At 71.5% G+C, this 12,349-nt stretch carries 12 protein-coding genes; 5 read left to right on the top strand and 7 right to left on the bottom strand.

Features of this window, described 5'->3' with window-relative positions; genetic code table 11:
* Positions 1–63: 63 nt before the first annotated feature.
* Genes gabT through IEX69_RS10220 form a run of 5 tightly spaced genes read left to right on the top strand, consistent with a single transcriptional unit; the run spans position 64 to position 7,033 of the window.
* Positions 64–1,458 (top strand): 4-aminobutyrate--2-oxoglutarate transaminase, encoded by a 1,395-nt coding sequence (gene gabT, locus IEX69_RS10200; protein WP_085020886.1) that lies wholly within the window; start codon positions 64–66, stop codon positions 1,456–1,458.
* Positions 1,455–2,756 carry a Glu/Leu/Phe/Val family dehydrogenase gene (locus IEX69_RS10205; protein WP_085020887.1) on the top strand — a complete coding sequence of 434 codons (1,302 nt, stop codon included), beginning with the start codon at positions 1,455–1,457 and terminating at the stop codon, positions 2,754–2,756. The genes gabT and IEX69_RS10205 overlap by 4 nt, the downstream gene beginning before the upstream one ends.
* Positions 2,753–4,240: an NAD-dependent succinate-semialdehyde dehydrogenase gene (locus IEX69_RS10210; RefSeq protein ID WP_229756304.1), complete on the top strand. Its 1,488-nt coding sequence runs from the start codon at positions 2,753–2,755 to the stop codon at positions 4,238–4,240. Before IEX69_RS10205 ends, IEX69_RS10210 begins: the two co-directional genes overlap by 4 nt.
* 35 nt (positions 4,241–4,275) lie before the next feature.
* Positions 4,276–5,643: a flavin monoamine oxidase family protein gene (locus tag IEX69_RS10215; RefSeq protein ID WP_085021601.1), complete on the top strand. Its 1,368-nt coding sequence runs from the start codon at positions 4,276–4,278 to the stop codon at positions 5,641–5,643.
* Between the two features lie 16 nt (positions 5,644–5,659).
* A complete protein-coding gene (locus IEX69_RS10220; protein WP_085020888.1) occupies positions 5,660–7,033 on the top strand; it encodes an NAD-dependent succinate-semialdehyde dehydrogenase in 1,374 nt (457 codons plus the stop codon).
* A gap of 141 nt (positions 7,034–7,174) precedes the next feature.
* On the opposite strand, the gene IEX69_RS10225 is transcribed toward IEX69_RS10220, so the two are convergent.
* From IEX69_RS10225 to IEX69_RS10255, 7 genes are all read right to left on the bottom strand, one after another.
* Positions 7,175–7,516 (bottom strand): hypothetical protein, encoded by a 342-nt coding sequence (locus IEX69_RS10225; protein ID WP_085020889.1) that lies wholly within the window; start codon positions 7,514–7,516, stop codon positions 7,175–7,177.
* A 39-nt stretch (positions 7,517–7,555) separates the two neighbouring features.
* Positions 7,556–7,993, bottom strand: a complete 438-nt coding sequence (locus tag IEX69_RS10230; protein WP_085020890.1) for a hypothetical protein — start codon at positions 7,991–7,993, stop codon at positions 7,556–7,558.
* Complete coding sequence (locus IEX69_RS10235; RefSeq protein ID WP_085020891.1) at positions 7,993–9,162, bottom strand: YihY/virulence factor BrkB family protein; 1,170 nt, start codon at positions 9,160–9,162, stop codon at positions 7,993–7,995. The genes IEX69_RS10230 and IEX69_RS10235 overlap by 1 nt, the downstream gene beginning before the upstream one ends.
* 95 nt (positions 9,163–9,257) lie before the next feature.
* Positions 9,258–9,854, bottom strand: a complete 597-nt coding sequence (locus IEX69_RS10240) for a DUF3618 domain-containing protein (protein WP_085020892.1) — start codon at positions 9,852–9,854, stop codon at positions 9,258–9,260.
* Positions 9,851–10,267: a phage holin family protein gene (locus IEX69_RS10245; RefSeq protein WP_085020893.1), complete on the bottom strand. Its 417-nt coding sequence runs from the start codon at positions 10,265–10,267 to the stop codon at positions 9,851–9,853. Before IEX69_RS10245 ends, IEX69_RS10240 begins: the two co-directional genes overlap by 4 nt.
* Positions 10,264–11,067 (bottom strand): hypothetical protein, encoded by an 804-nt coding sequence (locus IEX69_RS10250; protein WP_085020894.1) that lies wholly within the window; start codon positions 11,065–11,067, stop codon positions 10,264–10,266. The genes IEX69_RS10245 and IEX69_RS10250 overlap by 4 nt, the downstream gene beginning before the upstream one ends.
* Before the next feature lie 153 nt (positions 11,068–11,220).
* Entirely contained in the window at positions 11,221–12,330 is a 1,110-nt protein-coding gene (locus IEX69_RS10255; protein ID WP_085020895.1) for an acyl-CoA desaturase, read from the bottom strand.
* Positions 12,331–12,349 lie beyond the last annotated feature (19 nt).

Here is a 12,349-nt window from a genome sequence, read left to right on the forward strand (position 1 = left end):
CGCGCAGCGCGACCCGCCCGCGCGGACCACCCCGCGACAGCGCCAGCAGACAAGGACGACCGCATGACCTTCGCACCCGTTCTCGACCAGGGCCCCGGCACCATCCCCGCCGGCAGCGCCCCCGTCGGCGGCCCGGACCTCCCCCAGGAGCGCCGGCTCGTCACCGAGATCCCCGGACCGCTCTCCCGCGAGATGCTCGCCCGCAAGGCGGCCGCCGTGCCGAACGGCGTCGGCGTGACCCTCCCCATCGCCGTCGTCGCGGCCGGCGGCGGGGTCGTCGTCGACGTCGACGGCAACTCCCTCATCGACCTGGGCTCGGGCATCGCCGTCACCGGAGTGGGCAACGCCGCCCCCGAGGTGGTCGCCGCCGTCACCGAGCAGGTCGCCCGCTTCACGCACACCTGCTTCACCATCACCGCCTACGACGGGTACATCCGCGTCGCCGAGGCGCTCAACCGGCTCACCCCGGGCGACCACGAGAAGCGCACCGCGCTGTTCAACTCCGGCGCCGAGGCCGTCGAGAACGCGGTGAAGATCGCCCGTGCCTACACCCGCAAGCAGGCCGTGGTCGTGTTCGATCACGCCTACCACGGCCGCACCAACCTCACGATGGCGATGACCGCGAAGTCGATGCCCTACAAGAGCGGATTCGGGCCGTTCGCCTCCGAGGTCTACCGTGTCCCGCTCTCCTACCCCTTCCGCGACGGCGGCCTCTCCGGAGCGGAGGCGGCGGCGGCGGCGATCTCGCAGATCGAGAAGCAGGTCGGCGCGAGCAACCTCGCGGCCGTCGTGATCGAGCCCATCCAGGGCGAGGGCGGCTTCATCGAGCCCGCGCTCGGATTCCTGCCCGCCCTGGCCGCCTGGGCGAAGGACAACGGCGTGGTGTTCGTCGCCGACGAGATCCAGACCGGGTTCAGCCGCACCGGGCACCTCTTCGCCAGCGAGCACGAGGGCCTCGTCCCCGACCTCATCACCACCGCCAAGGGCATCGCCGGAGGGCTCCCGCTGTCGGCGGTGACCGGGCGCGCCGAGATCATGGATGCCGCCCACGCCGGTGGGCTGGGCGGCACCTACGGCGGCAACCCCGTCGCCTGCGCTGCGGCGCTGGCCTCGATCGACCTGTTCGAGAACGGCGGGCTCACGGAGCGCGCCCGCGAGATCGACGTGGTGCTCCGCGGTGCGCTCGACGCGCTCCGCGCGGTCGACGACCGCGTCGGCGACGTGCGCGGACGCGGCGCGATGATGGCGATCGAGCTCGTCGATCCCGCCACGGGCGCCCCGGATGCGGCGCTCACCGCGAGGATCGCCGCCTTCGCCCACGCGAACGGCGTCGTGCTCCTCACCTGCGGCACGTACGGCAACGTCATCCGCTTCCTCCCGCCGCTGACCATCTCCGACGACCTCCTCCGCGAGGGCGTGCGCGTGGTGGGCGAGGCCCTGGCGGCGAACCCGCTATGACCGACACCGAGGTGCGGCCGACGACGTCCGCGCTCCCCACGACCACGCTCCCCTCCCCGTCGAGCGTGCTCGACGACGCCCGGCACCAGCTGGCCGAGGCCATCTGCATCCTGGGCTACGACGAGGGCCTGCACTCCGTGCTCGCCACGCCCCGCCGCGAGATGACGGTCGCGGTGCCGCTGCGGCACGACGACGGCCGGCACGAGGTGTTCCTCGGTCACCGCGTGCAGCACAGCCTCTCCCGCGGCCCCGCCAAGGGCGGCATCCGCTACAGCCCCCACGTCTCGCTCGACGAGGTCCGGGCGCTCGCCATGTGGATGACGTGGAAGTGCGCCCTGCTCGACGTGCCCTACGGCGGCGCGAAGGGCGGCGTCGCCCTCGACCGCAGCGCGCTCAGCCTCCCGGAGCTCGAGCGGGTGACCCGCCGGTTCACGAGCGAGATCCTGCCGATCATCGGTCCGGAGCGCGACATCCCCGCGCCCGACATCGGCACCGACGAGCGGGTCATGGCCTGGATGATGGACACCTACTCCGTCGCCTCCGGCTACACCGTCCCCGGCGTGGTCACCGGCAAGCCGCTGAACCTCGGCGGCTCGCGCGGACGCGCGTCCGCGACCTCGAGGGGTGTCGTGCACGTCGCGCTGCGGGCGCTGGAGCACGCCGGCATCACCGGGTCCGAGCGCACCGCGGCCGTGCAGGGCTTCGGCAAGGTGGGCCGCGACGCCGCGCGGTTCCTGGCCGAGGCGGGCATCCGCGTGGTCGCCGTCAGCGACCAGTACGGCGCGGTCTACGCCGACGGCGGACTCGACATCGGCGAGCTCGCCCTCCATGTCGACCGCACCGGCGGCATCCCCGGGTTCATCGGCGGAGACGTGCTCCCCCCGGCCGACCTGCTGGAGCTCGACGTCGACCTCCTGGTGCCGGCCGCCGTCGAGAGCGTCCTCACCGCCGAGAACGCGCCGCGCGTGCGCGCCCGCGTGGTGGTCGAGGGCGCCAACGGACCGACCACGACCGAGGCCGACCGCATCCTCGCTGAGAGGGGCGTGCTGGTCGTGCCCGACATCCTTGCGAACGCAGGGGGCGTCGTGGTGTCGTATTTCGAGTGGGTGCAGGGCAACCAGTCGTACTGGTGGCACGAGCACGACGTCGAGGTCAGGCTCGCCGAGAGGATGAGCCGGGCCTGGGACGACGTGACGGGCACAGCTCGGACTCGCGGGCTCTCGCTCCGTTCTGCAGCGATGTGCCTGGCCGTCGAGAGAGTCGCAGACGCCCACCAACTGAGAGGACTGTACCCGTGACCATCACCACTCCGACCGCATCCACCGAGGCCGCGCTGCTCGAGAAGATCCCGACGGGACTGTTCATCGGCGGGAAGTGGGTCGACGCCTCCGACGGCGGCACCTTCGACGTGAACGACCCGGCGACGGGCAAGACGCTGCTGACCATCGCCTCCGCCACCCCGGAGGACGGCAAGGCCGCGCTCGACGCCGCCGTCGCCGCTCAGGAGTCGTGGGCGGCGACGCCCGCGCGGACCCGCGGCGAGATCCTCCGTCGCGCGTGGGAGCTGCTGCAGGAGCGCAAGGACGAGGTCGCGCTGCTCATGACGCTCGAGATGGGCAAGCCCCTCGCCGAGGCGTACGGCGAGGTGACCTACGGCGGCGAGTTCCTGCGCTGGTTCAGCGAGGAGGCCGTCCGGATCTCGGGCCGCTACGGCTCGAACCCCGAGGGCACCGGGCGGATGATCGTCACCCACCACCCGGTGGGACCGTGCTTCCTCATCACGCCCTGGAACTTCCCGCTCGCGATGGCGACCCGCAAGATCGCGCCCGCGCTGGCCGCCGGGTGCACGGTCGTCGTCAAGCCGGCTGCGCTCACGCCGCTGACCACCCTGCTGTTCGTGCGCATCCTCGAGGATGCGGGTGTCCCCGCGGGCGTGGTGAACGTCGTGCAGACCACCGCGTCGCGTGCCGTGAGCGCCCCGATCATCGCCGACCACCGCCTCCGCAAGCTGTCGTTCACCGGGTCGACCGAGGTCGGCGTGGCGCTGCTCAAGCAGGCGGCCGACAACGTGCTGCGCACCTCGATGGAGCTCGGCGGGAACGCGCCGTTCATCGTCTTCGACGACGCCGACCTCGACAAGGCGGTCGACGGCGCAATGGCGGCGAAGTTCCGCAACTCGGGCGAGGCCTGCACCGCGGCGAACCGCTTCATCGTGCACGAGTCGGTGGCGGAGGAGTTCGCCGCCCGGGTCGCCGAGCGCGTGTCCGGCTTCAAGGTCGGTCGCGGCACCGAGGAGGGCGTGAACGTCGGGCCGCTCATCGACCAGGCCGCCGTCGACAAGGCACGCTCCCTCGTCGAGGATGCGGTCGCTCGCGGCGCCTCGGTCCGCACCGGTGGCGAGGCGATCGAGGGCGACGGCACGTTCTTCCAGCCCACCGTCGTCTCCGGCGTCGCGCCGGGCAGCGAGATCCTCAGCACGGAGATCTTCGGACCGGTGCTCTCGATCATCCCGTTCACCGACGAGGACGACGCCGTGCGCCTGGCCAACAGCACCGAGTTCGGGCTGGCCGCCTACGTCTTCACGAAGGACCTGGCCCGCGGTCAGCGGATGATCGACCGGCTCGAGACGGGCATGCTCGGCCTCAACGCCGGCGTCATCTCGAACGCGGCCGCCCCGTTCGGAGGCATCAAGCAGTCGGGCCTCGGCCGCGAGGGCGGCGTCGAGGGCATCCACGAGTACCTCACCACGAAGTACACGATGACCCCGAACCCCTCGCTGTGAGCCCCGAGGGCTCGATTCAGGAGACACTCGACACCATGGAACACATCGAGAGAGACGTCGTCATCGTCGGCGCCGGGGCCACGGGGCTGAACGCCGCGTATCGGCTGCAGCAGGCGGGCAAGAGCGTGATCGTGCTCGAGGCCCGCGACCGCGTCGGCGGGCGGCTGTGGACGAACGCGATCGACGGTCAGATGTACGAGATCGGCGGTCAGTGGGTCTCGCCCGACCAGACCGAGCTGATCGGCACGCTCGACGAGCTCGGGCTGGAGACCTACTCGCGCTTCCGCGAGGGCGAGAGCGTCTACGTCACCCCCTCGGGCGAGGCGAAGCGCTTCACCGGCGACATCTTCCCCGCCGGCGAGCACACCGAGGCCGAGATCACGCGGCTCATCGGGATCCTCGACGAGCTCGTCGCGCAGACCGACCCTGCGGCGCCGTGGGAGCATCCGCGGGCCAAGGAGTTCGACCACATCTCGTTCCGCGCCTGGCTCGAGAGCGAGAGCGACGACTCGGAGGCCGTGGAGAACATCTCCCTGTTCATCGCGGACGCGATGCTCACGAAGCCCTCTCACGCGTTCTCCCTGCTCCAGGCCCTCCTCATGGCCGCGAGCGCCGGCAGCTTCAGCCACCTGGTGGACGCCGACTTCATCCTCGACAAGCGCGTGGTCGGCGGACTGCAGTCGGTGCCCCTGGTCCTCGCCGAACGGCTGGGGCGGGATGTCGTCCGGCTCGAGCAGCCGGTGCGGTCGATCTCGTGGGGGTCGCTCGGCGCCGTGGTGCGCAGCGACGAGCTCGAGGTCGCCGCGGATCACGTGATCGTCGCCGTCCCGCCGAACCTCTACGACCGCATCGACTACCTCCCGGCGCTGCCGCGGCTGCGCCAGCAGCAGTTCCAACACCAGTCGCTGGGGCTCGTCATCAAGGTGCACGCGACCTACGAGACCCCGTTCTGGCGGTCCGCGGGGCTCTCGGGCACGGCGTTCAGCCCCTACCAGCTGGTGCACGAGGCGTACGACAACACCAACCACGGCGAGAACCGCGGCACCCTCGTCGGGTTCGTGTCGGACGAGAAGGCGGACGCGGTGTTCCGGCTCTCCGCCTCCGAGCGGAAGCAGCGCATCCTGGAGTCGCTGGCGACCTACTACGGCCCAGAGGCGCTGACCCCGGCCGTGTACTACGAGAGCGACTGGGCGGCCGAGGAGTGGACGCGCGGCGCCTACGCCACGAGCTTCGACCTCGGCGGGCTCACCCGGTACGGCGCGATGCAGCTGGAGCCGATCGGCCCGATCCGGTTCGGATCAAGCGACCTCGCCGCGGAGGGCTACCAGCACGTCGACGGCGCGCTCCGGGTGGGCAAGCGCCTGGCCCACGAGATCCTCGCCCTCGACGGCGCGGACCAGTAGACGAGAGGATCGATCCATGAGCGACTACGCAGTCATCGACCCCGCCACCGGCGAGACGGTCAAGGAGTACGAGACCATCACCGACGCCGAGCTCGACGCGGCGATCGCGTCGACGCACGCGGCCTACTCCGACTGGAGCCGTGCGACGACCGCCGAGCAGCGGGCTGCGCTCATCAAGCGCGTCGCCGAGCTGCACCTCGAGCAGAAGGACGAGCTGGCCGCCATCGCCGTGCGCGAGATGGGCAAGCCGCTCGCCCAGGCGGTCGGCGAGGTGGAGTTCGCGGCGGCGATCTTCGAGTACTACGCCGCCAACGGGCCCGGGTTCCTCGTCGACGAGCCGATCGAGGTCTCGTCCGGCGAAGCCGTGATCCGCAAGGTGGGCGTGGGGGTGCTGCTCGGCATCATGCCGTGGAACTTCCCGTACTACCAGGTGGCCCGCTTCGCCGGCCCGAACGTGGTGTCGGGCAACACGATCCTGCTGAAGCACGCCCCTCAGTGCCCGGAGTCGGCGGCGGCGATCGAGGCGATCTTCGCCCGGGCCGCAGACGAGGTGGGCGCGCCCTCGGGGGTGTACCGCAACATCCTCGCCACCAACGAGCAGATCGAGCGCGTCATCGCCGACCCCCGGGTGCAGGGCGTCTCGGTGACCGGGTCCGAGCGGGCCGGATCCGCGGTGGCCGCCATCGCCGGGAAGAACCTGAAGAAGGTCGTGCTCGAGCTGGGCGGATCCGACCCGTTCATCCTCCTCTCGACCGACGACCTGGACGCGGCCGTGCAGGATGCGGTCAACGCGCGACTCGACAACAACGGTCAGTCGTGCAACGCGGCGAAGCGCTTCGTGATCGCCGACTCGCTGTACGAGCGGTTCCGCGACGAGTTCGTCTCGCGGTTCACGGCCATCCAGCCCGGCGACCCCACCTCGGACGACACCGAGCTCGGGCCGCTGTCGTCGTCTGCTGCGACATCGCGACTCGCCTCGCAGCTGGCTCGGGCCGAGGAGCAGGGCGCGACCGTCCTGGCCCGCGGCGAGGTGCGCGGGAACTTCTTCCCGCCGGCCGTGCTCGCCGACGTCACACCCGAGATGGACGCCTACCACGAGGAGTTCTTCGGCCCCGTCGCGATGCTGTTCCGCGCCTCCGACGAGGACGACGCCGTGCGCATCGCGAACGACACGCCGTTCGGACTCGGCTCGTACGTCTACACCACCGACGAGGCCCAGGCGGCGCGCGTCGCCGACCGCATCGACGCCGGCATGGTGTGGATCAACCTCGTGCTCGGCGACGCCGCGGAGCTGCCGTTCGGCGGCGCCAAGCGCTCGGGCTTCGGCCGCGAGCTCGGCCGCTTCGCCCTCGACGAGTTCGTCAACCGCAAGCTCATCCGCACCGCGTAGTCCGCCGCGCGCGCGTGTGCCGCGCGCGGCGCTCGCCGCACCCGTCCGTTCTCAGGACCGGAGCCCGTTCTCAGGACGTTCTGCCCTGAAAACGGGCTCTTTGCGCATCCTGTCCTGAGAAAGGACGGACCACGGACGGGCTCAGCGGCGGAAGTAGGCGTTCGCGGCGCGGGTGTAGAGGAGGATGATGCCGATCAGGGCGAGGATGCCGCTGATGATCGACGACCAGCTCGCGTTCGAGCCGCCCGTGATGCTGAAGACCGCGCTCGCGAGGTTCAGCGCCAGCACGATCGTCGTGAGCACGCGCGCGACGTTGCTGCCGCCGAGGAGCCCAGAGCCGACGACGATGGTGATGATCCCGAGGATGATCGCGATGATGCCCACGAAGGGGATGAGGATCGTCAGGATGCCGCCGATCACCTGCAGCAGTCCGGTGATCCAGACGATGACGGCGACGAGCGTGACTCCAGCTGGACGCGACATGACCCCTCCTCCGCCGGAGGCGACCGGCTCGCGTTCAGGCTAGCGCGCCCGGCGGGCCTCCGGCAGCAGCTGACGCAGGTACAGCGCGGTGGCGGCGTTCCCGGCGACGAGGCTCAGCCTCGCCCAGCCCCGGATGCCGCTGCCGCGGCGCAGGAACGCGGCCGACGCGGCGGTGTGCAGCACGTCTCCGACGACCACCGCGGCGACCCCGTAGCGTGCCGCCGCGCGACGCGAGCCGCGACCACCGCCCGCCGCCACGGCGCCCACCGCCGACGCCGCGAGCAGCACGCTGGGCGCGATGGCCGCCCCGAGCGTGGCGAGCACCCGTGCCCGGGACGGCCTTCCCCTCAGCGCGGCGGCGCCGGCCAGCACGAACAGGCCCGAGGTGGCGGCGGCATCGCCGGCGAGGACCGCCGCCATCGACTCGGCGCGCCGCCCGGCGGACGCCCGCTGCCGCGTGGCGTCCAGGCGGGCCATCAGCGCCGCCCCTTCTTCCCGTCGCGCCCCGACCGGCGGCCCGAGTCACCACCGGAGGATCCGCCACCGGAGGATCCGTCGTGCGAGGCCCCGTCCGTCTTGCCGCGGCTCTCGCGGAGCAGGCGCCCCTTCAGCACGTCCACCTCCTGCTTCTTCGCCGCCTTGTCGCTCTTCCTGGTGTCCCGGGGAGGCAGCTGGAGGCTCCGCTCCGCCGCGATCCCGGCCTGCAGCTCACGACCGCGCTCGAGCTCGGCGTCGAACTCGGCTCCGAAGAGGAGCGCGTTGTTCACGATCCAGAGCCAGAGCAGGAAGATCACCACCCCGGCGAGGGAGCCGTAGTTCTTGTCGTAGTTCGAGAAGTTCGCCACGTAGAAGCCGAAGGCGACGGTCGCGATCGCCAGCACGATGATGGCGAGGAGAGCGCCCATGCTCAGCCAGCGGAACTTCGGCTGCTTCGCGTTGGGGGTGGCGTAGTACAGGATCGCCAGGATGAGGACCACGATGAACGCGAGGACGGGCCACTTCACGATGGCCCAGACGGTCTGCACCGTGCCGCCCAGACCGAGCGCGCCGCCGATCGCGTCCGCCACGGGGCCCGAGACGACCAGGATCACCGCGGCCAGCGCGACGAGCACGATCGAGATCACCGTGACGAGCAGCTGCACCGGCTTGAGCTTCCAGAACGGCCGCCCCTCGGGGATCTCGTAGATCCGGTTCATCGCCCGGCTGAACGCACCGACGTAGCCGGAGGCCGACCAGATGGCGAGCACGATGCCGCTGACGAGCGCGAAGCCCGCTGCCGGTGAGCTCGCGAACTGCTGGATGGGGTCGCGCACGATGTCGGCCGTGCCGCCCGGCGCGACCGATCCGATGATGTCGAGCACCGCATCCGCCGCCGCCTGCCCCTGGCCGATCACGCCGAGCAGCGAGAAGATCGCGATGAGCGCGGGGAAGAGGGACAGGACGGCGTAATACGTCAGCGCCGCCGCGATGTCGGTGCACTGGTCCTTCGAGAACTCGCGCGCCGTCTTGGTGAGCACGTACTTCCACGAGGGCTTCGTGACGTCGGTGGGATCGTCGGGCTTCCGGGGGTCGTCCGGATCGGGCGCGCCCTTGGAGTCGGCGCGGGCAGAGTCGGCGCGGGCGGAGTCGCGTGTGGTGCGTGCCATGGGGGTTCCTCGTGGATCTGCGGATGGGGGCGGCGAGTGCACGAAGCGGAGGGGCGGCCGTCGGCCGCGCCCTCCGCGCTCGTCGTGCGGGGCGATCAGCTGCCGGAGAGGTGCTCCCGCGACTGCTGTGCCTGATCCTTGACCTCGTCGGCCGCCGAGGAGGCCTCCTCCTTGACGGTGTCGACCGCGTCGGCGGCCCGGTCCTTGACGGCGGCCGCCGCCTCCTGTGCCGGCTCCTTGAGGTTCTCGCCGACCTGCTTGGCCGCGTCGGTCACCTCCTCGACGAGGGGCTGAGCCTTGTCCTTGACCGTCGAGGCGACCTCCTTCTCCTTCGAGGACGCCGGGATGAGGGACGCCGCGAGAAGGCCTGCGCCGAAGGCGATGAGGCCGACCGCGAGCGGGCTGCCCTGCGCCTTCGCCTTCGCGCTCGATCCCGCCGCCGAGGCGAGGTCCCCTGCCGCCGATGCGGCGCCGCGCGCCGAGGCGGCCTTGCCGCTCACGGCGGAGCCGACCTCGTCGGCCGCGCCCATGACGCGGTCGCGGACCGAGCCCAGCGCATCCTTCACCTTGTCGGTCTGACGGCCGACGACCTTGGACGGGGTGACCTTGTCGGCGAGAGCGTCGACGTCGCCGCTCAGCTCGCTGCGGGTGCGCTCGATGTCGGCGCGGATCTGGTCGGGTGAATCGCTCATCGGTTCTCCTCATTCCTCTTCAACGTCTCAGGGATCTTCTTGACGGACTCGACGGTCCGGGGAGCGCCCTGCACCTTCTTCAGCTGGCCGCGACCGACCACGAAGAGGATGAGGGCGACGATCGCCCAGATGACGGCGACGACCACGCCGGACCAGCCGAGGCCGATCAGGGTCCCGATCGCCCACCAGAGGGCGAGCGAGAGGAACAGCACCGCCATCAGCGCGGCGTAGCCGGCCCCGCCGAGCATGCCGGCGCCCTTTCCTGCACGACCGGCGGACTGCTTCAGCTCGGCCTTCGCCAGCTCCATCTCCTGGCGGATGAGGGTCGACAGATCGCGGGTCACCTCACCGAGGAGATCGCCCAGCGACGTCGACGCCGCCTTCCGCTCGGAGGGCGTGTAGTCGTCGGTCATGGGCGGTCCTCACGGGCCGGGTCGTCACCGAACTCGGTGGCGCGCTGGGTGTAGAGCGGGGTGTCGTCGACGTCGCTCCCGGCGACGCTTCCCGTCGCCGGGGCGCCGAAGGACTCCACCGGAGCGACGGGCTCGAACTCGTCGGCCGCCGGGCCGGGGGTGGCCCAGGCGGCGCCCGACGCACTCGCAACGCCCGACGCACTCGCAGCGCCCGACGCACTCGCGGGGGCGGAAGCCGTGCTCGGGCTGGTGGGAGCGGTGCTCGGAGCGGACGAGGCGTGCGCCTCCTTCTCGTCGGCGGCCGCACCCGCGAGCGAGCGAGCGAGCCGTCCCACGACGACGCCGCTGACCGCGGCGATCGCGATGAACGTGCCCGGCTTGCGGCGGGCGAACGACTTCACCTCGGCCAGCAGCGAGCCCGGGTCCCGAGCGTCGAGCCACTCCGCCACGCCGCTGACCCGATCGGAGGCCTGTCGCACCAGATCGGTGGCGAGGCCCTGGTCCTGCGATCCGGAGGCCATCCCGCCGAGCTCGTCGCCGATCGATCGGAGTCCGGCGGCCACCCGCTGCTGCTGCTGTCCCGCCTGCTCACGCAGCTCGCTCGTCGTCTGCGAGTAGAGGTCCTTCACCTGCGACTTCGCTTCGCGGGCGACGGCGGCTGCCTCGTCCTTGGCGGTCGAGGCCACCTGGCCGGCCTGCTCGGTCGCCGTGTCCTTGAGCTCGCCCGCCTCCTGCTTGGCCGTGTCGACCGTGCTGCCGTCCTGTGATCCGGAGGCAGCAGCACCATAGCTGTCTGACATGTCGGTCCTTTCGTGTTCGCTTCCCTGGTCCCTCCCTGACGGGTGTACGCGGCCCCCGTTCGAGTGCCAGGGGGCTAGCCATCCGCATCCGAACGTGCTTCACGCGGGCGGAGGCGGCCCGACGCCCCGCACATCGCCGTCCTCGCGCCGTGTTCAGCGTCCGTACTGCGTCGCCACCGGGCAGCCGGTGCGTCGCTCGGTGGCGACGACACCGACGTCGTGCAGCTCGCGGAGGACGTCGCGGTACGCCTCCGTCAGCGTCTGGGACGTGTAGACGACGCCGAGACCCTCGCAGTGACGGCGCACGATCGCGCTGGCACGGGCCAGGTTCGGCCGGGGCATGCTCGGGAAGAGGTGGTGCTCGATCTGGAACTCCAGGCCGCCCATCCACCACGTCGTCGCCCGACCCCGGATGTTCCGCGAGGTGACGACCTGCCTGCGCAGGAAGTCGAGCTCCGAGCCCGCCTCGATGATCGGCATGCCGACGTGGTTGGGTACGAACGCCGCCGCCGTCGCCAGCCCGAACACCGCGAGCTCGACGCCGACGAAGGCCGACGCCTTCCCCAGGGGCAGCGTGGCGAACACCAGCGCCAGGAAGCCGCCGTTGCGGAGCACGAGCAGCGCGAGGCGCCCGACGTGGCCGCGCCGGGCGGCGCCCACCGCGGCGATCACGCTCGCGACGTAGAGGTTGGCCCCCGCGAGCAGCAGGAGCGGGAACAGCAGGACGGCCTGGTGGGCGATGTACCGGGAGTACAGCCCTCGCGTGGATCGGGCGTCCTCCTCCGTGAACGCGAAGGCGCCCAGCGCGATGCTGGGATCGGCCCCGACGACGTTCGGATGCGCGTGGTGCCGGACGTGCCCGGCCTTCCACCAGTCGAAGTCGATGCCCACCACGGCGTTGCCGAGGAGGAGTCCGAGCCGGTCGTTGCCCGGGCCCGTGCGCAGCACCTGCCGGTGCGACGCCTCGTGGGCGACGAACCCGAGTTGAGCCATCACGAGCCCCAGCGCTGCCGCGACGGCGAGCTGCCACCACGAGTCTCCGAGGAGCACGCTCGCGGCGACCACGAGCGCCGACGCCCCGGCGAGCGCGGCGACGAGGGCGACGTAGAAGCCGATCCTCGGCTCGAGCAGGCTCGCCGCCCGAACCTCGGCGAGCAGCCCCGCGTAGTCCTTCGTGCCCCGCACCCGTCGTGCGGATCCGCGCCGCCCTGCGGTCGGGTGAGCGCTCGTCGTCTCGACCCCGTCGGCCACTGCATCGGACATGTCCGACCCCTCCTCCTCC

Origin of the sequence: Cnuibacter physcomitrellae, assembly GCF_014640535.1 — a bacterium.
GTDB lineage: Bacteria > Actinomycetota > Actinomycetes > Actinomycetales > Microbacteriaceae > Cnuibacter > Cnuibacter physcomitrellae.

What these genes read in the sequence shown, in the direction of transcription:
- gabT (WP_085020886.1), top strand. Translation starts at nt 64, where the DNA reads ATGACCTTCGCACCCGTTCTCGACCAGGGCCCCGGCACCATCCCCGCC.
- IEX69_RS10205 (WP_085020887.1), top strand. Translation starts at nt 1,455, where the DNA reads ATGACCGACACCGAGGTGCGGCCGACGACGTCCGCGCTCCCCACGACC.
- IEX69_RS10215 (WP_085021601.1), top strand. Translation starts at nt 4,276, where the DNA reads ATGGAACACATCGAGAGAGACGTCGTCATCGTCGGCGCCGGGGCCACG.
- IEX69_RS10220 (WP_085020888.1), top strand. Translation starts at nt 5,660, where the DNA reads ATGAGCGACTACGCAGTCATCGACCCCGCCACCGGCGAGACGGTCAAG.
- IEX69_RS10225 (WP_085020889.1), bottom strand. Translation starts at nt 7,516, where the DNA reads ATGTCGCGTCCAGCTGGAGTCACGCTCGTCGCCGTCATCGTCTGGATC.
- IEX69_RS10230 (WP_085020890.1), bottom strand. Translation starts at nt 7,993, where the DNA reads ATGGCCCGCCTGGACGCCACGCGGCAGCGGGCGTCCGCCGGGCGGCGC.
- IEX69_RS10235 (WP_085020891.1), bottom strand. Translation starts at nt 9,162, where the DNA reads ATGGCACGCACCACACGCGACTCCGCCCGCGCCGACTCTGCCCGCGCC.
- IEX69_RS10240 (WP_085020892.1), bottom strand. Translation starts at nt 9,854, where the DNA reads ATGAGCGATTCACCCGACCAGATCCGCGCCGACATCGAGCGCACCCGC.
- IEX69_RS10245 (WP_085020893.1), bottom strand. Translation starts at nt 10,267, where the DNA reads ATGACCGACGACTACACGCCCTCCGAGCGGAAGGCGGCGTCGACGTCG.
- IEX69_RS10250 (WP_085020894.1), bottom strand. Translation starts at nt 11,067, where the DNA reads ATGTCAGACAGCTATGGTGCTGCTGCCTCCGGATCACAGGACGGCAGC.
- IEX69_RS10255 (WP_085020895.1), bottom strand. Translation starts at nt 12,330, where the DNA reads ATGTCCGATGCAGTGGCCGACGGGGTCGAGACGACGAGCGCTCACCCG.